Below are 18,843 nucleotides of genomic sequence, written 5' to 3'. Positions count from 1 at the left end.
GTCGATCACGAAGGAGATTCGCATGAGCACTTTGTACAGCACCAGGGTCACCGCGATTGGCGGCCGCAGCGGCACGATCCGCAGCGATGACGGCTTGCTCGAAATGAGCCTTGCCCTGCCGCCTGCGCTTGGCGGCAAGGGCGGTGCAACCAACCCGGAGCAACTGTTTGCAGCCGGCTATGCCGCGTGTTTTGAAAACGCGGTGATTCACGTCACCCGCAACCAGGCCGCAAAGGTGCGCGACAATGACATTACCGTCGTGGCCGAAGTGGGCATGGCCCCCAACGGCAGCGGCGGCTTTGCCCTTTCGGTAGCGCTGGACGTGGCGATTGCCGGGATCGATCAGGCCACTGCAGAAGCGATAGTCGGCCAGGCACACGCGGTCTGCCCTTATTCCAACGCGGTAAAGGGCAACATTGACGTCGCAATCACCGTCACGACCCACTAAGGACAAACGCGAAAGCGGGGAGTTGCCATGCCGGACGACATTGACGATCTTTTGCGTCTCGACCGGCAGGTATGCTTCCCGCTTTACGCTGCCTCAAATCTGCTGACCCGCCTTTACCGGCCCGTGCTCGATAAAATCGGGCTTACCTATCTCCAGTATCTGGTCATGCTGGTGCTGTGGGAAAAGGCACCGCAGACCGTGGGCTCGCTGGGTGAGCGGCTGCACCTTGACAGCGGCACACTTACCCCGCTGCTGAAACGGATGGAAGCTGCGGAACTGATCACCCGGCTGCGCGATCCATCGGATGAACGCCGTGTGCTCGTAACGCTGACCGAAAAGGGGCGCGCCTTGCGTGAGCCGGCCAGTCGCGTGCCCGCCACGCTGGCGCGAGAGCTGGCGCTGTCTTCGGCAGAACTGGACGCGTTGCGCGATGCCGTGCAAGGCATGGTGACGGCGCTTACGGTTCATAGGCCCGTCGATGACAAACCTGTTTCAGCCGGGGCATTGTGAGGAACCGGAGTGCGGGCTGCTTCGAACCCCGTTACCCGCTCCTTCATCGTACGATTCCGGCCGAGCCGCTTGGCTTCATAAAGTAGCTGGTCGCATCGGGCGTAGAGCGTCACGAATTCGATCTGCAACGTGCCATGCATATCATGTTCCACCAGTCCCATGCTGGCGGTGACCATGCGGTCAAGGCCCTGCACTTCGGCAGCAATGCGCGACGTGATTGCACGACGGCAACGCTCGGCCCGGCTGGCGGAATCAGGGCCTCGCAGCAGGAGCAGGAACTCCTCGCCGCCCATGCGGATCGCCTTGGTATCGCGATCATCAAGCAGCGCCGCCGCCGCGCTGCGCAACACCACATCACCCACAGCGTGGCCATGCGTGTCATTGACTGACTTGAACTGGTCGAGATCAATCACCGCCATGGTACGAAAGCCTGTGCGGAACAGTTCATCGAAGCGCCGTTCGATCGAGCGCCGGTTGCGCAGACCGGTCAGCGGATCGCGCCCTGCCACACCTTCGAGTTCGATGGCGCGGGCAGTCGCAACATCGCGCTGCTGGCGCACTTCGACAAAGCGGCTTACAATGCCGAGCGCGGTGACCAGCACTTCCAGTGCCAATGCCAGCTGATAGGTGACGATCGCTTCTGTCGGCCGCAATGCCGGCACGACATAGGCAAGGATGCGGTAGCTGCCTACGATAAGCACCGGAGTCCAGCCCACGATCTGGAACCGGACTGCCTTGCTGCCGCGACGCGACGCGTCAATCATGATCGCCACGATGACAGCAATCGCAATGCCAATCGCGATGTGCATGGCGGGCGCGGAATGCGGGCGCACCGCTTCCAGCGGAATGCACGAAAGCACACCGACGACGAGCATGAGCGGAGCGGTACGCACCGCCAGTTGGCGCAAGGAGGGATGAAGCTTGTCCGGTTCAATGAAGGTGGCGGCAAACATCAGTGCCGCCCCGACCATCGCGGCAAAGGCCAGGTTCGATGCCTGCCATTCCAGCATCGGGCTGGTATCGGCCAGCAGGTGGACGAAGCCGGTGGCAAAACCCGCCTGCCCCAGCATTGCTGCCACCATCACGAGGTGCCAGATCACATAGCGTTCGGGCATGACCGAATAGAATGCGGTGTTGATCAGCAATGGCACCAGCAGCATGCCGCAGATCGCAGCCATTGCCACGATCCTGTGCAGGGGCCACCCCGTGCCGCGCGGTTCGGAATCGAGGTGCATTTCGCTCAGAGTCGTCTTGCTCCAGGGCCGAACCACCCGCACCGCGACCTGCCGTATGGACGAATCAACCTTGCCGAGCGGCAGGGACATGTATGGCCCGGTAGAAAGGTGCGGAAGATCGGCGGGCGACCAGGACGACCAGCGCGCCCTGCCCCGATCGTCGATCAGGCCAATGTCGATACGTTCAAAATGGCCCGTATGCGTCGTCAGGCTTTGCGGCAACGGGCGCCCTTCATCGCGGCCCAGGTCAAAAGTTATGACGACGGCTTCGGCTGAAAGGCTCCACCGACTGTTGTCGCAGCGCCAGCGTTGTGGATCGCGGGAGATGGCAGACAGCGATTCAGTGGCAGCCGCATCGGCGTGGCATACCGGCCCGACCGGCACGATTTCCGCAGCCGCCGTGACGGGCGCCAATCCCGCCAACAGCAGAACGAAAAGCCACAGCCATCTTCCGCAAGTCCAAGCCATTGATATGATCTAGGCCGACAAGATTAGAGGCCGGTTAACATCACCACCAATAATACAATGATGTGCCCAAACCGAATTGTTCAGAATTGAGCGATCATTTCACAGCACGTTGCCATCCTTGTCGCGATAGATTTCGCGGCGCCCGACGTGGTTTGCCGGGCCGACAAGGCCATCCGCTTCCATCCGTTCAATCCATTTCGACGCTGTATTATAGCCCACGCCCATCTGACGCTGAATCCAGCTTGCCGATGCCTTCTGGCTTTCGAATACAAGTTGGCAGACCTGGCGATACTTGCGATCTTCGGGATTATCGGACGCACCATCGATGTCGTCAAAGCCGAAGCCGCCGTCTTCCGGCTCTTCAGTGACCGAATCGACATAGTCGGGGCTGCCCTGGCTGCGCCAGTGATCGGCAACCTTTTCAACCTCTTCGTCAGATACGAACGGGCCGTGGACGCGCTTGATCGGGTCAGTATTGGGCTTGTAGAGCATATCGCCCTTGCCCAGCAATTGCTCGGCGCCCTGTTCGCCAAGGATGGTGCGGCTGTCGATGCGGCTGGTCACGGCAAAGCTGATGCGGGTGGGGAGGTTGGCCTTGATCACGCCGGTGATGACATCGACCGACGGGCGCTGCGTGGCCATGATCAGGTGAATCCCGGCAGCGCGGCTCTTTTGCGAAAGCCGCTGGATCAGGACTTCGATTTCCTTGCCGACAGTGACCATGAGATCGGCGAGTTCATCGACGATGACCACGATCTGGGGCAGCACTTCGTATTCGAGCTGCTGTTCCTCGAACAGTTCTTCGCCCGTATCGGGATCGAAGCCCACCTGGATGCGGCGGCCCAGCGGCTTGCCCTTGGCCTGCGCAGCGCGAACCTTTTCATTGAAGCCGGAGATATTGCGCACGGCAATGGACGACATCTGGCGGTAGCGCCGCTCCATTTCCTCAACCGCCCATTTCAGCGCGCGGACCGCCTTGGCAGGCTCGGTGACAACCGGCGAGAGCAGGTGCGGAATGTCATCATAAGACTTCAGTTCCAACACCTTGGGATCGACGAGAATTAACCGGCACTGCGCGGGCGTGAGGCGATAGAGCAGCGAAAGCAGGATGCAGTTGAGACCGACCGACTTGCCCGATCCGGTGGTGCCCGCAACCAGCAAGTGCGGCATGGTGGCAAGGTCGGCCACGATCGGTTCGCCCGAAATGTCCTTGCCCAGAATGATCGGCAGAAGCACCTTCGAACTGGCGAACTTTTCGCAGGCGACGAGTTCGCGGAAGCTGACCATGTCTCGGATCGCGTTGGGCAGTTCGATGCCCATGACCGTGCGACCGGGGATGGCAGACACACGCGCCGAGATCGCGCTCATATTGCGGGCGATGTCATCGGCCAGCCCGATCACGCGGCTGGCCTTGATGCCGGGGGCCGGTTCCAGTTCGTACATGGTGACGACCGGGCCGGTGCGCACGGCCGTAATCTCACCCTTGACGTTGAAATCGTCGAGCACGTTTTCGAGCAGGCGGGCGTTGCGTTCGAGCGCGAGCTTGTCGATCTTCTGGGCCGATCCCGCGGGCGCTTCGACGAGGATTTCGATCGAGGGCAGTTCGTACTTGTCGAACAGATCGCCCTGCCGCGCCTTGGGTTGTGCGGCGGCGGGCGGCGGATTGCGGCTCGGATCGGAAATCTCGGTCGGCTTGCGCGGAGCGAGCGAGGCTTCGATATCGATTGATTCGGCAACCGCCCGCGCTTCCTTTTCGCGGCGGGCCTTTTTGGGCGTCGCCACGACAGGCTCCTCGTCATCGCCCATATCAGCGCGCGGCGCGCGGCGCAGGAATGGCGGAAGGCTCAACATCCGGCCCCAGTCGAACGCGAAGACACGGCTGGCGATGGCGATACCGCCGCCCAATACGATCAGGCCCAGCGGCCCGGTGATCCACCACGCCTCCGCTTGCGGGATCAGATTGGCAAGCGCGGTAATCGCTGCCGCACCCAGCAGGCCCGCCATGCCGCCCAGCCCGGCAGGAAGACGGCTACCTGCGCTGGCGCCCCACAGCGCAAGCGCAGTGCCGACCAGCGCCATCGCCACGAACAGCAGCAGCGTCGGCCGCCACCAGCGCGGGGAAGATGCCTCGCCCTCCTCGTCGTCGCCATCGATCAGGTCGCTTTCGGCATCCCACAGGCGGCGCGCAAACACCCACAACAGCGGCAAAAACAGCGCGCCGGGCAGGCCGAAGAACAGCAGGACGCGTTCGGCCGCCCACGCGCCCGGAATACCCATCCAGTTTTCGACCGGGCTGCCCGAAGCCGTGCTGCCCGAAGGATCGGTCTGCGTATAGCTGACCAGCGACAGCGCAAGGAACACCAGTACGCCCACCAGCACACCGCCGCCGATCAGTTCAAGGCTGCGGCGCAGGGAACGGCGCAGCACGGCGCGCCAGTCTGCGCCACTTCCGCGTGCGTTCGATGCTGCCCGGCTTGCCATGACTATCGCGTATCCCTGCCCTTGCTGTGCCCATCATGCGCCCGAAGGGGAGTCAGCGTCAAGAATCCCGACAGGAAGCGTGGGGATTCAGCACGTCAGACCGTCGATGGCAGCCCAGCCGTGGACCGGCAGGGTCGCAGCGCGGCGGCGCGTCATCCCGCCCAGCGCGATCACGGGAACGGGTGACTGGCGCGCGATCAGGGCGAACCGCACCGGCCCCAGCACCGCCGCGCCCGGATGAGATCGCGTGCGGAACACCGGCGACAGCAATACTGCATCCGCCCGCACCCGCGCCGCCGCACCCACGTCGGCCAGCGAATGCGCGGTGACGAGACGCAAGCCGGGCTGCCCCGCAACATCGCGGGCGGGGCCGTAAATACCGTCCGTGCCCCAGCCGCGCGGCACCCTTGCGCCGACGACGGTGATGCCATGGGCGCGGGCAATGCGCTTCAGCCGGGTGAACCGTAAGCGTCTTTCGGCAGGGGGCAGATGGTAATGGCGAAACACCAATGCACTCCCGCGTGGCATGCGCGCCAGGGTGCGATCCAGCGCGGCATCGTTGCGCGCGTCGCTGAGGAGAATGAGACAAGGGACAGGAGTCCGTTTGTTGGTCTGGCGCTTTGCCATGCCTTCGCTATAGCACCGCGCCATGGAACAGGCAGTCCCTTCATCGCCGCTCGAACAGGTCCGCGCCCGCATTGCCGGGGCCGCCCGTATGGCAGGCCGCAAGGCGGCTGAAGTGACGCTGATCGCCATTTCGAAAACCAAGCCTGCCGAGGCGATTCTTGACCTGATAACACAGGGCCAGCGCGTGTTCGGCGAAAACCGCGTACAGGAAACGCAAGAGAAGTGGCCCGCGATCCGCGCCGCACATCCCGATCTGCAACTGCACCTTGTCGGCCAATTGCAATCGAACAAGGCTGAAGAAGCGGTCGCGCTGTTCGATTGCATCCATTCGCTTGACCGGCCCAGTCTGGTGAGCGCGCTTGCCAAGGCGCAGGACAAGCTGGGCAAGCGCGTACCGTGCTTCGTGCAGGTGAACATCGGGGCCGAGGACCAGAAGGGCGGCTGTGCCGTCGCTGATCTGCCCACGCTGCTGGCACGGGCGCGGGATAGCGGCATCGACGTGATCGGCCTGATGTGCGTTCCGCCTGCCGGGATCGAACCGGCACCGTTTTTCGCGCTGCTCGACAAACTTGCCGACGACAATAGTGTGGCCGGCTTGTCCATGGGCATGAGCGACGATCTGGAAATCGCGGTGCAACTGGGCGCGACGCACGTGCGCGTAGGTTCAGCTCTTTTCGGAACACGCTGAAAAGAATAGATTCTTAACCTTACTTTCACACGTTCTAGCCAGAGTGTTCCCACTGTCGTCGGGATTAACCCAATGTTCCCGATTGAAGCGCAGAAATTGCGCAGGAAACGGGAGAATCGACGGCCATGGCCGCCAAGCTATCGGACAAGAGTGAGCGGGTCTTCGCCAACAATTCGTTGCTGGACCGCGCGCACATTGCAGCGATGGCAGCGCAGGGCGTGGTGCTCGTCGCGGTTCTGCTCAATCTCGTATTGCAAGATCATTACCACAACCAGCTTGCGGGCATCGCTGCGCTGGGGCTGGTCATCGTATTCGTGCTTCAGCTTCTTTTGCGACGCGTTGCTGTGGCGCTCCGCGAACAACAGCGCGCGCAGTTCACCCAGACCCGCGATTCCCGCGAACAGATCCAGGAACTGTTCGCGATGACGGACATGCTCCAGGCGGCCGAAACGTATGAGGACGCCGCCGCCGTTCTGATGGCCACCGCGCGGCGCCTGTTGCCCGGCTATGGTGCGGCGCTTTACATATTCAACAATTCGCGCGACCGGCTGGATCTGGCGCGGGCCTGGGACATGCCCGAAGGCGTTGTCGCTCAAGAGATGCTGTCCCCTGCAAACTGCTGGGCGCTGAAACGCGGCAAGCCACATATCAATGCACCGCACGAAATGACCTTGTGCTGCGCGCATCACGGTTCGCAAGTGGCCAGCGTGGAACTGCCGATGATGGCATCCGGCCAGCTTCATGGCCTGCTGATCCTGACCCATGCGGAAATCGACGGCGCATTCGACCGGCTGATGGACATTCGCCGGATGGGCCGGGCGCTATCGGATTCGATGTCGCTGGCACTGTCCAACATCGCCCTGCGCGAAAAGCTGCGTACGCAATCGCTGCGCGATCCACTGACCGGGTTGTACAACCGGCGCTATATGGAAGACGCGCTGGAGCGGTTCGTATCGCTCGGTTCGCGCAACGGCGGCAGCACCGCGGTCGTCATGCTGGATCTCGACAATTTCAAGCGACTCAACGACGACCATGGGCATGCCAAGGGCGATGCGGTGCTGCGCGACGTTGCCGCGCAGATCGTGGGCGCGTTGCGTCCCACCGATGTCATCTGCCGCTATGGTGGCGAAGAACTGGTCGCCATCCTGCCCGATTGTTCGCTGGAAGACGCGCTGGAAAAGGCCGAACTGCTGCGTGAACGCATCGAATCGCTGAGCGGCAGCCACGAATGCGCGATCAGTGCATCGCTGGGCGTTGCCACCGTGCCCGAAACCGCAACCTCTGCCACCGACATCCTGCCGATTGCAGACGCCGCGCTTTATGCCGCCAAGAAAGCGGGCAAGAACTGCGTACTGGCATCCGAACGACGATCAGGGCGCGATGCCCCGCGGCTGGCAACGATCAACGCAAGGCAGACCTGACGCTTCATCACGCCAAACGCAGAAATCCCGCGCCCATCAGGTGTAGCGATCCAGTTCGTTGCCGGTAAGCGTGACCACGTGCAACAGGTTGGTTGCGCCCGGCGTACCGAACGGAACGCCGGCCAGCGCCACAAGGCGTGACCCCGCCGTGCCGAAGCCATGGCGCAAGGCCATGCGTTTGCCCTTTGCGATCATTTCCTCGAAACTGCCGATGTCCCTGGTGCTGACCGCGTGCGCGCCCCACAGCAGGCCCACCTTGCGCGCGGTCTTTTCAGATGGTGTCAGCACCAGCATCGGCACGGCAGGCCGTTCACGCGCCACCCGGCGCGCGGTGGAGCCAGAGCCTGTGAACACGATGATCCCGGCAATCGGCAGCGTTTCGGCAATGCTCGCCGCAGCCTGTGCCAGGGCATCGGCGGTCGTCGGGTCGGGCAGCGTTTCGACAAAGTGGACGCGCGCGGCATAGCCCGGATCGGCTTCCACTTGCGCGGCAATGCGATGCATGATCGTCACCGCTTCTTCAGGCCACGCGCCCGCCGCCGTTTCGGCTGAAAGCATCACGGCGTCCGCACCATCATAGACCGCGTTGGCCACGTCCGAGACTTCGGCACGGGTCGGCGTCGGCGCCTCGATCATCGATTCGAGCATCTGCGTTGCGACGACCACCGGTTTGCCCTGGCGACGTGCACTTTCAACAATGCGCTTTTGCAGCGGCGGCACTTCTTCGGGATTGAGTTCGACGCCCAGATCGCCGCGCGCCACCATGATACCGTCCGAAAGCTCGACGATCTCCTCAAGACGCGAAATGGCGGCGGGCTTTTCGATCTTGGCCATCAGCGCCCCATAGCCGCCCATCAGGCGGCGGGCTTCGGCCACGTCCTCAGGGCGCTGAACGAATGACAGCGCGATCCAGTCCGCGCCATGTTCAACCGCAAATGACAAGTCGCGGCGGTCCTTTTCGGTAAGCGCAGGCACCGGCACGACCGCATCGGGCACGTTCACGCCCTTGCGGTCGGAAATCACGCCGCCCACTTCCGCCGAACACAGGATCTCGTTGTCGTCGGCGCGAATCACGCGCAGCCGCAACTTGCCATCGTCAATCAGCAGGCGCTGGCCCTTCTGAAGCACACCGAACAATTCCGGGTGCGGCAGGCAGACGCGTGTTTCGTCGCCCGGTTCAGGATTGCGATCAAGCGTGAAGTGGCCCGAATGGCGGATCACCGCGCGGCCCTCCTTGAACTGCCCCACACGCAGCTTCGGCCCCTGCAGATCACACAGCACCGTGATTGCGCGGCCAAGCTTCTGTTCCAGCGCCCGGATGCTGGCGATGGTTTCGGCATGGACGGCATGGTCGCCATGGCTCATGTTGACGCGAAAGGCGTCGGCCCCTGCCCGCACCAGCTTTTCCAGCATTTCGGGAGAGCGGCTGGCCGGGCCGACGGTGGCGAGAATCTTGACCTTGCGCCCTCTGGTCATGATGGCAGCAGGATCGGTCTTTGCCACGGCGGTTTGCTCCCTTATGCACTAACGTCACGCGCTATGGCGTATGCCCTCGAAAAACCCAAGGACGATTACAGTGGATACGAATGCAATCGAACATGACGGCCCAGATGATCGCGATGCGCTGGACCAGCTTCCCGATGCCGTGGCCGCTGCCGCGTTCCGCAGGCTCGTCCGACACTTGCGCCATCGACACGATGTCCAGAACATCGATCTGATGGGCCTTACAGGCTTCTGCCGAAATTGCCTGGCGGACTGGATCAACGATGCCGGCGCAGGCTTCGACAAGGCGACGGCGCGCGAAGTCATCCACGGACTTCCGGCTGACGAATGGAAGACGCGCTTCCAGACCGAAGCCACGCCGGAACAGCTGGCGCGCATGGAGGAAAGCGTGAAGAAGAACCGCGCAACGCACTGATCGGACCATAGCGGCTGAAGATTTCCACAAGCCCTGCTTTGCCGATAGCGGGCGGCGCGTCTATCAGCGCGGCCAACCGATTCACCCGTTACCCGGAGACCTCCCGATGGCCGAAACCGCCGATGACCGCCTGCGCCTTCTGATCGAACGCATTGAACGCCTCGAAGAGGAAAAGAAGGGCATCGGCGACGATATCAAGGACGTTTACAATGAGGGCAAGGCGGTCGGATACGATGTTAAAATCATGCGGCAGATCATTCGTTTGCGTAAGATGAAGCCCGATGACCGCCGTGAGATGGAAGCGATTCTAGAGCTTTACAAGACCGCTTTGGGTATCGAGTAAGGCTAGTCATCACCAAGGGCTTGGCGATGTGCTTTGACGATTTCGACCATTTGAACGATTTCGGGATCGCCTATCTTCAAGCCCTGCAATACCTCATCAAGTTTCGTGACAAAGTCGCGCAGAGCTTCAACGGATGCTTCCATCGCCCGGATTGAGACTTCAAGTATCCAGAAGAAGGAACTGATGACCGTAGCAATCTCTCCACTTGATACGGCGAGATCGGCAAGGGTCTTCGGGTGCATAAGCCGGTTCCTCGTAGCAACCGCCTGCCGAAAATCCGCCCATTCCTTTCCGTCGAAATTGACTGAAAATGTTGGGTTGATCTTTGTCGCGATTTTGCAAGCCAATCGCACGGCACCAAGCATCGGTAGATAGCGTGGCTGAATAGAGATTGCGCCACTATCACTTACCTGAAAGGTCGTTTCGCTCAATACGGCTTCCTCTGCGGATGTGAGCAAATCCATTGTTTTGCTTGACGAGCGCACGTGTTCTCTGAATGCCCAAACAACACCTTCGATTGTGGCGTGCAAACTACGGACAAGGTCACGTCGCGCTTGCTGAACTTCGCGGCCTGATGACCCGAACCTTCGGATTGCTGCTTCTGCATCCTTGATCAAAGTGGCGACAAACGCTTTTTCAAACTCTTGGCGCTGTTCATCGTTTGAAGTTTTGGAATTGCTCATCCACCCTCCTGCACTCGTGCAGCAACAAATATTAGGCCGTAGACTCATAAACGCGCAGCCACAGGCGCATTGAGGCGAGTTGGACCATGGCCAGAAAGTTTTCGGCCAACTTGTCGTAGCGGGTAGCTACTCTGCGGAAGTGCTTCAATTTGGAGAAATAGCGTTCGATCAGGTTCCGCTCGCGGTACAGCCATGTGCTGAAGTACGGTTTCGACTTCCGGTTTGCCTTGGGCGGAATGTTGGCAAACGATCCCTTTTCGCGGAGAGACGCTCGGATACGATCGGCGTCATACGCCTTGTCTGCCAGCACGATTGTTCCGGCGCCAACGTGATTGAGTAGATCGTCAGCCGCTTGCCCGTCGTGGCTTTGCCCGGCAGTCAGGCTGAGCCGGATCGGGAGGCCTTGCCCATCGACGACCGCGTGGATTTTGGTGGTGAGCCCGCCTCGGGAGCGACCGAGACAATGATCTCGATCCCCCTTTTTGCCGTCGCAGCCTGTTGGTGCGCCCGGATGGAAGTGCTGTCGATCATCTGGATATCGCCATCATGGGCGGCGGTGATGGCGTCCATCATTCGATCCCACACACCGGCTTTTCGCCATCGCACGAAGCGATTGTAGCAGGTTGTGCGCGGGCCATAGCGTTCCGGCAAGTCTCGCCACGGCGCCCCTGACCGCAGCACCCAGAAGATGCCATTCAGCACACGCCGGTCATCGACACGTGGCACGCCTCTAGGCTTGTTGGGCAACATTGGTTCGATCACACGCCACTCGAAATCGGTCAGGTCATATCGGCTCATCCAGTCCCTGAATCAGCTTTCGCTCAACAAGGAAAGGCGTGTTACGATGAACCCTATGAAGCCCTGGATGTCTTGGACGCTATTCTTCTTTGCCGCTGCCTTGATCGCATTCTTCAGCGGTGAGCAGTGGAACACCCGACTTATCGTGTTCCTGATTCTGACAATTCCGATTGTCATCTGGGCGGTGCGACAGATCAAGAAGGCTCAGACACCGTCGCGTTAATGGGTTCACGGCCTAGTCCGAAATAAGTGGTCGAGACGCCATTGTGCTGACGCGGAACTGGACGCAATATTCCAGAGTGCTAGCCCGACCATACAATATCCGCGAAAGGCCAGCCAGATGATCTTGTCCACCACCAGCATTATCGAAGGCCGTCCGGTGCAGCGCTATCTTGGCGTGGTGACCGGAGAGGTGATCCTTGGCGCGAACATCGTGCGCGACATCTTCGCCTCCATTACCGACATCTTCGGCGGGCGTTCGGGCAAGTATGAGGAAGTGCTTTCGCGCGGGCGCGAACAGGCGCTGCGCGAGCTTGAGGACAAGGCACTGGCGATGGGCGCGAATGCCGTGATCGGCGTGGACATCGATTACGAAACCATCGGTGCGCGCGGATCGATGCTGATGGTCAGCGTCAGCGGCACGGCGGTCGTGCTTTAGGCCGTAAATTCATAAACCACACCGTCGAGGCGTCGAAATGACGAACATATCGGGCCAAGGCGCCCGCTGGGAGGGCTGGTTGCCCTTCCAAGGGCGACCTGGTTCGAGATGGAAGTCATTTCGACGTCCTGCGGATTTGAGGCAAAACGGCCCATCGCTTCGTCGGGCAGACTTGAAATATCGACATATTCCTGCGTCTGCCCTCCTTGCGCTGAGCCGTTTTGCCTCAAACCTCGACGGTGTGATTTATGAGTTTACGGCCTAACCCGCCGAAAGCGCGATGCCCAGCGTGACCGCATTCGACACGACGTGAGTGAGCATCGCCGCAATCAGCCCGATGCGCAGGCGGATGAAGCCAAGCATCAACCCCGTCCACAATTGCGGCAGCACCATCGGGATGAGGACCCACGTGAACTTCGGATAGTTCGCGAGGTGAATCGCTGCGAAAATGGCGGCATTCACATGGAACAGCACCGGAAAGGCACGATCGAACCAACGGGGCCAATCGGCACGGCGACGCAGGCGCAACCATCCGCCCAGCGCCACGACTACCGTCGCCACCAGTATGCCGCCGCCGACAACTGCACTGCCCTTGCCCACGGCAACGAACAGCGCGAGGCCCAGCACGACCGCCGCCATGGCCCACAGCGCGCGCGGCAACCCGCCAAGCCATGCCCGGAAGAACAGTTCCTCCAGCACCGGGGCCAGCAGTACCGCCCCGCCCCACAAGGCCAGCGGGTTGAGACCATCGAACGCATCGGGCGATGGCAGGCCGAACGCCTTCTGCCACAGCATCATCACCTGCACGACCACGCCCAGAAGCACGCCCACCTGCAGCGCGGTCAGCAGCCCCCACCGCCGCCACGCCCCCGGCGCGCGCAAGCCTTCGGGCCGCATCGGGCGGGGGTGGCGCCAGAAGCCGAAGGGTTCGGTCAAGGTGGCGGAAACGGTCGTCTGATCGATCATCGCGCAATCATTGCCCGAAAGCGCGCCGTCCGCTAGGGGCAACCCACATTTCAGCAAGACCAGCAAGAAGCACGGACCATGGCAGGCCATTCCAAATTCAAGAACATCATGCACCGCAAGGGTGCGCAGGACAAAAAGCGCTCGGCGCAATTCTCCAAGCTTTCCCGCGAAATCACCGTCGCGGCCAAGATGGGCATGCCCGACCCGGACATGAACCCGCGCCTGCGCGCCGCCGTCAACGCGGCCAAGGCGCAGTCCATGCCCAAGGACAACATCGCCCGCGCCATCGACAAGGCGAGCAAGGGCGAAGGCGATAACTACGAAGAAGTGCGCTACGAAGGCTATGGTCCCGGCGGCGTCGCGGTCATCGTCGAAGCCCTGACCGACAACCGCAACCGCACCGCCACCAACGTGCGCACCGCATTCTCGAAGAACGGCGGCAACCTTGGCGCGAGCGGCGCGGTGAGCCACGGCTTCGAACGACTGGGTCTGATCGAATATCCCGGCAGCGTGGGCGATGAGGAAAAAGTCCTCGAAGCCGCGATCGAAGCGGGCGCGGACGATGTCGAATCGGACGAGGATTCGCACTCCATCTGGGTCGCCGTGGAAAACCTCCATGAAGTCGCCCGCGAACTTGAAAAGGTGCTGGGCGAGGCCGAGGGCGTGAAGCTGGCATGGAAGCCAAGCCTCAAGACCGTGGTTTCTGCCGACGATGCGGCCACCCTGCTCAAGCTGATCGACGTGCTCGACGACGATGACGACGTGCAGACCGTATGGGGCAATTACGAAATCCCCGACGAGGTGATGGAGAAGCTGGGTTGAACATGTCAGGCGCGGACAGCGGAGCAAACAGCGGATGATCGCTCTGGCTGCCAAGGCGCTGCTGTCGGGATTGCTGATCGCCCTGATCGCCGAGATCGGGCGAAAGCTTCCGGCGGTAGGAGCACTGGTAGCCTCGCTTCCGCTTGTTTCCGTTCTTGGAATGATTTTGCTTTGGCGCGAGCGGCCAGATGTCGAAAACATGGCCGTTCATGCCGAAGCGACGTTCTGGTATGTCCTCCCCTCGCTCCCCATGTTTCTCGTCATCCCGCGCATGCTACGTGCGGGCATGCCGTTTTGGATGGCGCTGGGGGCAGGCTGCGCGCTCACCGTCGCGCTTTATCTCGCGATGATACAAATCGGTCCACGGTTGGGGCTGAGACTTTAGCCGTGCTCATACACCGATGATCATCCTTGGCATCGATCCCGGCCTTACCGTCACCGGCTGGGGCGTGATCTCCAAATCGGGCAGCAGCCTGCGTCATGTCGCCAATGGCCAGATCCGCACCAATGCCAAGGCGAGCATGGCCGAACGACTCGTCGAACTCGACGCGGCGCTGGGCACCGTGATCGACCTCTACAAGCCCGATTCAGGTGCCGTGGAAGAGGTGTTCATGAACGTGAACCCGCAATCCACGCTCAAGCTGGGGCAGGCACGCGGGGTGGCCATGCTGTCCATCGCGCGGTCCGGCATCCCCGTTGAGGAATACTCGACCAAGGTCATCAAGAAGGCGCTGGTCGGCACCGGCGGCGCGGAAAAGCAGCAGATCCAGCACATGCTCAAGATTCTGCTGCCCGGCGTGAAGCTGGCAGGCGAGGACGCGTCCGACGCGCTGGCCGTGGCAATCACTCACGCCAACATGCTCGGCAGCCATCGCTAGGCGCGGATGTATCGCGGCATCCTTCGACAGGCTCAGGATGAGCGAATCGAATTGCTGCATGCAAATGCGGGCTTGACCATCACCAACGCCGCTCATCCTGAGCCTGTCGAAGGATGCACACCCCCGCTTGCTCCATCTCCGGTTCCCTGCCATAGGAACAAACCATGATCGCCAAGCTCACCGGCATACTCGACGACACCGGCCCCGACTGGGCCGTGATCGACGTGAACGGCGTCGGCTACCTCGTGCAGTGCTCGGCCAAGACGCTGACCCATCTCGGCATCCGCGGGGACAAGGTGGTGGTTCACACCGAAATGCAGGTGAGCGAGACCGACCAGCGCCTGATCGGCTTCACCAGCGCGGGCGAACGCGCCTGGTTCCGCCTGCTGACCGCCGTGCAGGGCGTGGGGAGCAAAGTGGCGCTGGCGATCCTTTCAGCCCTCGCCATCGAGGAACTCCAACGCGCCTGCGCCCATGGCGATGCCGCGATGGTGGCGCGCGCCAACGGCGTCGGGCCGAAGCTGGCGAGCCGGATCGTCAACGAATTGAAGGACAAGGCAGGCGGTCTCGCGGGCTATGCCTCTCCTGCTGGAATGGGCGGCGATGTCTCTTACGTGCCGCCGGGTTCGGCCAGTGCGGACGCGATCTCGGCACTACAGAATCTGGGTTTCAAGCCGCTGGTTGCCAACAACGCGGTGGGCAAGGCGGTCGAGGAACTGGGCGAGGACGCGGGGTTGAACGACCTTGTGCGGGTCGCGCTGAAGAGGGCGGCGGGGTGATGCTCCGCGCGGCAGTGCTCATTGCAATGGCGCTGCTGTTGAGCAGCTTCTGGCTCTGGTCGAACCGCCAATTTTCCATTGACGCGTGTCTCGATGTTGGTGGCGCTTGGGACTACTCTTCCGAAACCTGCCGACATGCTTGACGCAAGTCCACGCACTTTGCCATCCCGCTCCAAAAACGGTATTGTCGACCCATGACCGATCTCAGCTTTTCCATCCCCTCGCCGCTTCACAGCCGGATCGAGCATCGTGCGACCCAAGCCGGTTATGCTGACGTCGGCGATTATGTCCGTGACCTCATCGAGCGGGATCTCGAAAGCGCGGCAGATAAAACCGCTCGGTTACGCGGCATGATAGAGGAAGGTGTTGCTTCGGGTATCTCCTCGGAAACGCCCGAAACAATTATCGAGACTATTATTTCGCGGCGTAAATCCGCGCGTGGTTGAAGTTCGCTTTTCCATTGCTTCCGAAAACGACCTTGCGGACATCGATACGTATAGCATGAGCGAGTTCGGAAGTGCCGTAGCGGCTGCCTACATGCACAGCTTCACCAGCGCATTCCAGAAATTGCGCGATTTCCCGAAGGCGGGACGGGCTATGCCTGAATTGGGGCGTGGCGTTCGCTACCTGAGCCACCGTCAACATGGCATTATCTACAAGCTCACGCGTGACGATCTGCTGATTGTGCGTATCGTACATCATGCAATGGATGCTCAAAGCGCTGTGAAGCAGGCCAAGCATGACCGATAACCCCCTCCTTTCCCCTGATCGCCAGCACGAAGACCCGGACGCGGCGCTGCGGCCCAAGACGCTGCACGAATTCGTCGGGCAGGAAGCCGCGCGCGATAACCTGCGGGTGTTCATCGAATCGGCCAAAATGCGGCGCGAGGCGATGGATCATGTGCTGTTCTTCGGGCCGCCGGGCCTTGGCAAGACCACGCTGGCGCAGATCATCGCGCGCGAACTGGGCGTCAATTTTCGTGCCACGTCCGGCCCGGTCATCGCCAAGGCGGGCGATCTGGCCGCGCTGCTGACCAATCTCGAATCGGGTGATGTGCTGTTCATCGACGAGATTCACCGGCTCAATCCCGTGGTCGAGGAAGTGCTCTATCCGGCGATGGAGGATCGCGCGCTTGACCTGATCATCGGCGAAGGCCCTTCGGCGCGGTCGGTGCGGATCGATCTGCCGCCGTTCACGCTGATCGGCGCTACGACGCGGCAGGGGCTGTTGCAGACCCCCTTGCGCGACCGCTTCGGCATTCCGGTACGGCTGCAATTCTATTCGGTGGCCGAACTGGAGCGCGTGGTGGCGCGCGGGGCATCGCTGATGGGTGTGGGCATCGACAAGGGCGGCGCCACCGAAATTGCCCGCCGCGCGCGCGGCACGCCGCGCGTGGCCGGGCGATTGCTGCGCCGCGTACGCGATTTTGCGCAAGTCGATGGCGTGCAAACGATTACGCAGAGCATCGCGGACGGCGCGCTGACTCGGCTTGAAGTCGACAAGATCGGGCTGGACCTGCAGGACAGGCGCTACCTGATGATGATCGCCGACATCTACAAGGGCGGGCCGGTGGGCGTGGAGACGCTGGCGGCGGGCCTTTCGGAACCGCGCGACACGATCGAGGAAGTGATCGAGCCGTACCTGATCCAGCTGGGTCTGGTCGCCCGCACCGCGCGCGGGCGCTGCCTGAACGATCGCGGCTGGCAACATCTGGGACTCACCCCGCCGACCGGCTCGACACCCTCCCTGTTCGACGACGAGTGACGCTTTAAGGACTCATCGGGGATTCGGTTCCATATTGGGACACTGTTAACCGCTGCGACGTCGTGGTCCCGATTTCGGTCAGATTCAGGGGTTCAAACAGGGTTAACGGGATTGCCCCACCCGCACCCATCTGCGTTCTTGGACAGGTCAGGAAAGGCTAGCAGGGCGTTAACCCGTCCTTGCTAAGGCGCTTTCCCAGGGAAGAACGAGAGCACAGATCATGTCGGTTCGGATGGCTTTGGCAAAACTGGCAGCAGCAGCAGCGGGCGGAGCAATGCTCGGCGGCGGCGCAGTCCACGTATCGGAAGCGCCTTCAAAGGGTGAAATCCATCACGTCAAGCCGGTGAAGGTCAAGCAGGCCAAGCCTGCCAAGCGCAAGATTGCGCGCGCCGCGCCGCGCCAGGTGCATCGCGCTCGCCGCGTTGTGACGACCACGACCACCAAGTCTTGCGAGCCTGCCCAGCAGATGGCGATGGTGCCGGTGCCTTATATGCCGCCAATGCCCCCGCAGCCCATCGGCGGCAGCACGGGAGGTGGTGTTCCCGTGGTAATCGGCGGCGGCGGTATTGGCGGCTTTGGCGGCGGATTCTTCGGCGGATTCTTCGGCGGCGGCGGCGGAGGAGGAGGGGGCAGCGTGGTCGTTTCCTCGACCAGCACCGGCTCCACCTCGACCTCCGGCGGATCGATATCGTCGTCGGGCGGCTCCACGTCGAGCAGCTCGGGCGGCATCACCAGTTCGACAACGACCGGCGGCATCTCCACTTCGACCGGGGGCGTTTCGACTTCGACATCTACCGGCGGCGTGTCCACCTCGACTGGCGGTGTTTCGACATCCACCTCCACCTCGTCGGGCAATGTCTCGACCAGTTCGGGCAACGTATCGACGTCGAGCGGAAACGTGTCCAGTTCGAGCGGCAACGTATCAACCTCCAGTGGAAACGTCAGCACATCGTCGGGCAATGTCACGTCCAGTTCGTCGACATCCACTTCGTCAGGCAACGTGACGTCGAGTTCATCGACTTCGTCATCCAGCAGCACCAGCAGTTCGACATCGTCGTCGACCTCAAGCTCGACTTCCAGCTCCAGCTCGAACGGTGGCACGACGACGACATCATCGACCACGGGCGGCACCGAAGTGCCCGAACCGTCGATGATCATCCTGTTCGGCGCGGCAGCTGCGGGCCTTGTCGCACGCCGGCGCTTTGGCAAGGCGAAAGCCGACTGACGCACATCAGCTAAAGCCCCCGCTCTCCGGCGGGGCAAAATGAAAGGGCGGTCTCCGGGGGGAGCCGCCCTTTTTCCTTGGTGATTGTGTCATTTGCAAACATCCCTTCGTCATTGCCAGGAGGCGAAGC

Annotated in this window: 24 protein-coding genes; 16 read left to right on the top strand and 8 right to left on the bottom strand. The window is 61.8% G+C overall.

All coding sequences use genetic code 11. The annotated features are described in order from the left end of the window. Positions 1-22 precede the first annotated feature (22 nt). A complete protein-coding gene (locus tag LUA85_RS01085; protein ID WP_231466494.1) occupies positions 23-448 on the top strand; it encodes an organic hydroperoxide resistance protein in 426 nt (141 codons plus the stop codon). A gap of 27 nt (positions 449-475) precedes the next feature. After that, positions 476-958, top strand: a complete 483-nt coding sequence (locus LUA85_RS01080; RefSeq protein WP_231466493.1) for a MarR family winged helix-turn-helix transcriptional regulator — start codon at positions 476-478, stop codon at positions 956-958. Here the strand turns inward: LUA85_RS01080 and LUA85_RS01075 are convergent. From LUA85_RS01075 to LUA85_RS01065, 3 genes are all read right to left on the bottom strand, one after another. Continuing rightward, complete coding sequence (locus tag LUA85_RS01075; protein ID WP_231466492.1) at positions 913-2,607, bottom strand: diguanylate cyclase; 1,695 nt, start codon at positions 2,605-2,607, stop codon at positions 913-915. The two genes, LUA85_RS01080 and LUA85_RS01075, sit on opposite strands and share 46 nt — an antisense overlap. 153 nt (positions 2,608-2,760) lie before the next feature. Continuing rightward, a complete protein-coding gene (locus LUA85_RS01070; protein WP_231466491.1) occupies positions 2,761-5,142 on the bottom strand; it encodes a DNA translocase FtsK 4TM domain-containing protein in 2,382 nt (793 codons plus the stop codon). An 87-nt stretch (positions 5,143-5,229) separates the two neighbouring features. Then, positions 5,230-5,769 (bottom strand): thiamine phosphate synthase, encoded by a 540-nt coding sequence (locus tag LUA85_RS01065; protein WP_231466490.1) that lies wholly within the window; start codon positions 5,767-5,769, stop codon positions 5,230-5,232. Between the two features lie 22 nt (positions 5,770-5,791). On the opposite strand from LUA85_RS01065, the gene LUA85_RS01060 reads away from it, so the two are divergent. Together LUA85_RS01060 and LUA85_RS01055 are read left to right on the top strand one after the other, a co-directional pair. After that, positions 5,792-6,457 (top strand): YggS family pyridoxal phosphate-dependent enzyme, encoded by a 666-nt coding sequence (locus tag LUA85_RS01060; RefSeq protein ID WP_231466489.1) that lies wholly within the window; start codon positions 5,792-5,794, stop codon positions 6,455-6,457. 125 nt (positions 6,458-6,582) lie between these two features. Further along, positions 6,583-7,878 (top strand): sensor domain-containing diguanylate cyclase, encoded by a 1,296-nt coding sequence (locus tag LUA85_RS01055; RefSeq protein ID WP_231466488.1) that lies wholly within the window; start codon positions 6,583-6,585, stop codon positions 7,876-7,878. A gap of 36 nt (positions 7,879-7,914) precedes the next feature. Here LUA85_RS01055 and pyk read toward each other — a convergent pair whose 3' ends face one another. Further along, positions 7,915-9,354, bottom strand: coding sequence for a pyruvate kinase (pyk, locus tag LUA85_RS01050; RefSeq protein ID WP_231471729.1), 1,440 nt, complete (start codon positions 9,352-9,354; stop codon positions 7,915-7,917). Between the two features lie 100 nt (positions 9,355-9,454). Here pyk and LUA85_RS01045 point away from each other — a divergent pair, with 100 nt between their 5' ends. Together LUA85_RS01045 and LUA85_RS01040 are read left to right on the top strand one after the other, a co-directional pair. Continuing rightward, positions 9,455-9,796: a DUF1244 domain-containing protein gene (locus LUA85_RS01045; RefSeq protein ID WP_231466487.1), complete on the top strand. Its 342-nt coding sequence runs from the start codon at positions 9,455-9,457 to the stop codon at positions 9,794-9,796. A 106-nt stretch (positions 9,797-9,902) separates the two neighbouring features. Next, positions 9,903-10,139, top strand: coding sequence for a DUF2312 domain-containing protein (locus LUA85_RS01040; protein ID WP_231466486.1), 237 nt, complete (start codon positions 9,903-9,905; stop codon positions 10,137-10,139). Between the two features lie 2 nt (positions 10,140-10,141). On the opposite strand, the gene LUA85_RS01035 is transcribed toward LUA85_RS01040, so the two are convergent. Both LUA85_RS01035 and LUA85_RS01030 read right to left on the bottom strand, forming a co-directional pair. Then, positions 10,142-10,822 carry a hypothetical protein gene (locus LUA85_RS01035; RefSeq protein ID WP_231466485.1) on the bottom strand — a complete coding sequence of 227 codons (681 nt, stop codon included), beginning with the start codon at positions 10,820-10,822 and terminating at the stop codon, positions 10,142-10,144. Between the two features lie 31 nt (positions 10,823-10,853). Further along, positions 10,854-11,620 (bottom strand): IS5 family transposase gene (locus LUA85_RS01030; protein ID WP_231466484.1). Its coding sequence is split into 2 segments (ribosomal slippage): positions 10,854-11,308 and positions 11,308-11,620, totalling 768 coding nucleotides; the frame shifts between segments, so codons are not numbered across the junction. Between the two features lie 55 nt (positions 11,621-11,675). Between LUA85_RS01030 and LUA85_RS01025 the strand changes: the two genes are divergently transcribed. Both LUA85_RS01025 and LUA85_RS01020 read left to right on the top strand, forming a co-directional pair. Next, positions 11,676-11,843 (top strand): hypothetical protein, encoded by a 168-nt coding sequence (locus LUA85_RS01025; protein WP_231466483.1) that lies wholly within the window; start codon positions 11,676-11,678, stop codon positions 11,841-11,843. 117 nt (positions 11,844-11,960) lie between these two features. Further along, positions 11,961-12,278 (top strand): heavy metal-binding domain-containing protein, encoded by a 318-nt coding sequence (locus LUA85_RS01020; protein ID WP_231466482.1) that lies wholly within the window; start codon positions 11,961-11,963, stop codon positions 12,276-12,278. Between the two features lie 261 nt (positions 12,279-12,539). Here LUA85_RS01020 and LUA85_RS01015 read toward each other — a convergent pair whose 3' ends face one another. Then, positions 12,540-13,310, bottom strand: coding sequence for a type II CAAX prenyl endopeptidase Rce1 family protein (locus LUA85_RS01015; protein WP_231466481.1), 771 nt, complete (start codon positions 13,308-13,310; stop codon positions 12,540-12,542). Positions 13,311-13,322: 12 nt separating this feature from the next. On the opposite strand from LUA85_RS01015, the gene LUA85_RS01010 reads away from it, so the two are divergent. The 7 genes from LUA85_RS01010 to ruvB all read left to right on the top strand — a co-directional run bounded on the left by LUA85_RS01010 (position 13,323) and on the right by ruvB (position 17,488). Further along, complete coding sequence (locus tag LUA85_RS01010; protein WP_231466480.1) at positions 13,323-14,066, top strand: YebC/PmpR family DNA-binding transcriptional regulator; 744 nt, start codon at positions 13,323-13,325, stop codon at positions 14,064-14,066. Positions 14,067-14,100: 34 nt separating this feature from the next. After that, entirely contained in the window at positions 14,101-14,451 is a 351-nt protein-coding gene (locus LUA85_RS01005) for a DUF3147 family protein (RefSeq protein WP_231466479.1), read from the top strand. A 16-nt stretch (positions 14,452-14,467) separates the two neighbouring features. Beyond that, complete coding sequence (ruvC, locus tag LUA85_RS01000) at positions 14,468-14,944, top strand: crossover junction endodeoxyribonuclease RuvC (protein ID WP_231466478.1); 477 nt, start codon at positions 14,468-14,470, stop codon at positions 14,942-14,944. A gap of 164 nt (positions 14,945-15,108) precedes the next feature. Beyond that, positions 15,109-15,723: a Holliday junction branch migration protein RuvA gene (gene ruvA, locus LUA85_RS00995; RefSeq protein WP_231466477.1), complete on the top strand. Its 615-nt coding sequence runs from the start codon at positions 15,109-15,111 to the stop codon at positions 15,721-15,723. A 194-nt stretch (positions 15,724-15,917) separates the two neighbouring features. Beyond that, positions 15,918-16,169: a hypothetical protein gene (locus LUA85_RS00990; protein ID WP_231466476.1), complete on the top strand. Its 252-nt coding sequence runs from the start codon at positions 15,918-15,920 to the stop codon at positions 16,167-16,169. Beyond that, positions 16,087-16,473: a type II toxin-antitoxin system RelE/ParE family toxin gene (locus LUA85_RS00985; RefSeq protein WP_371823634.1), complete on the top strand. Its 387-nt coding sequence runs from the start codon at positions 16,087-16,089 to the stop codon at positions 16,471-16,473. The genes LUA85_RS00990 and LUA85_RS00985 overlap by 83 nt, the downstream gene beginning before the upstream one ends. Further along, the gene (gene ruvB / locus LUA85_RS00980) at positions 16,463-17,488 is read left to right on the top strand and encodes a Holliday junction branch migration DNA helicase RuvB (RefSeq protein ID WP_231466474.1); all 1,026 of its coding nucleotides are present in this window, start codon (positions 16,463-16,465) and stop codon (positions 17,486-17,488) included. The genes LUA85_RS00985 and ruvB overlap by 11 nt, the downstream gene beginning before the upstream one ends. A gap of 486 nt (positions 17,489-17,974) precedes the next feature. Here the strand turns inward: ruvB and LUA85_RS00975 are convergent, their stop codons facing one another. Continuing rightward, a complete protein-coding gene (locus LUA85_RS00975; RefSeq protein WP_231466473.1) occupies positions 17,975-18,646 on the bottom strand; it encodes a hypothetical protein in 672 nt (223 codons plus the stop codon). Here LUA85_RS00975 and LUA85_RS00970 point away from each other — a divergent pair. Further along, positions 18,639-18,713: a hypothetical protein gene (locus tag LUA85_RS00970; RefSeq protein ID WP_231471728.1), complete on the top strand. Its 75-nt coding sequence runs from the start codon at positions 18,639-18,641 to the stop codon at positions 18,711-18,713. The genes LUA85_RS00975 and LUA85_RS00970 overlap by 8 nt on opposite strands. Positions 18,714-18,843: the final 130 nt, after the last annotated feature.

Origin of the sequence: Novosphingobium sp. CECT 9465 (assembly GCF_920987055.1) — a bacterium.
GTDB lineage: Bacteria > Pseudomonadota > Alphaproteobacteria > Sphingomonadales > Sphingomonadaceae > Novosphingobium.
This window is presented reverse-complemented; position numbering and strand designations above follow the sequence as displayed.

Coding starts and splice junctions, on each gene's coding strand:
- LUA85_RS01085 (WP_231466494.1), top strand. CDS start 23: ATGAGCACTTTGTACAGCACCAGGGTCACCGCGATTGGCGGCCGCAGC.
- LUA85_RS01080 (WP_231466493.1), top strand. CDS start 476: ATGCCGGACGACATTGACGATCTTTTGCGTCTCGACCGGCAGGTATGC.
- LUA85_RS01070 (WP_231466491.1), bottom strand. CDS start 5,142: ATGGCAAGCCGGGCAGCATCGAACGCACGCGGAAGTGGCGCAGACTGG.
- LUA85_RS01065 (WP_231466490.1), bottom strand. CDS start 5,769: ATGGCAAAGCGCCAGACCAACAAACGGACTCCTGTCCCTTGTCTCATT.
- LUA85_RS01060 (WP_231466489.1), top strand. CDS start 5,792: ATGGAACAGGCAGTCCCTTCATCGCCGCTCGAACAGGTCCGCGCCCGC.
- LUA85_RS01055 (WP_231466488.1), top strand. CDS start 6,583: ATGGCCGCCAAGCTATCGGACAAGAGTGAGCGGGTCTTCGCCAACAAT.
- pyk (WP_231471729.1), bottom strand. CDS start 9,354: ATGACCAGAGGGCGCAAGGTCAAGATTCTCGCCACCGTCGGCCCGGCC.
- LUA85_RS01040 (WP_231466486.1), top strand. CDS start 9,903: ATGGCCGAAACCGCCGATGACCGCCTGCGCCTTCTGATCGAACGCATT.
- LUA85_RS01035 (WP_231466485.1), bottom strand. CDS start 10,822: ATGAGCAATTCCAAAACTTCAAACGATGAACAGCGCCAAGAGTTTGAA.
- LUA85_RS01025 (WP_231466483.1), top strand. CDS start 11,676: ATGAAGCCCTGGATGTCTTGGACGCTATTCTTCTTTGCCGCTGCCTTG.
- LUA85_RS01020 (WP_231466482.1), top strand. CDS start 11,961: ATGATCTTGTCCACCACCAGCATTATCGAAGGCCGTCCGGTGCAGCGC.
- LUA85_RS01010 (WP_231466480.1), top strand. CDS start 13,323: ATGGCAGGCCATTCCAAATTCAAGAACATCATGCACCGCAAGGGTGCG.
- LUA85_RS01005 (WP_231466479.1), top strand. CDS start 14,101: ATGATCGCTCTGGCTGCCAAGGCGCTGCTGTCGGGATTGCTGATCGCC.
- ruvC (WP_231466478.1), top strand. CDS start 14,468: ATGATCATCCTTGGCATCGATCCCGGCCTTACCGTCACCGGCTGGGGC.
- ruvA (WP_231466477.1), top strand. CDS start 15,109: ATGATCGCCAAGCTCACCGGCATACTCGACGACACCGGCCCCGACTGG.
- LUA85_RS00990 (WP_231466476.1), top strand. CDS start 15,918: ATGACCGATCTCAGCTTTTCCATCCCCTCGCCGCTTCACAGCCGGATC.
- ruvB (WP_231466474.1), top strand. CDS start 16,463: ATGACCGATAACCCCCTCCTTTCCCCTGATCGCCAGCACGAAGACCCG.
- LUA85_RS00975 (WP_231466473.1), bottom strand. CDS start 18,646: ATGATCATCGACGGTTCGGGCACTTCGGTGCCGCCCGTGGTCGATGAT.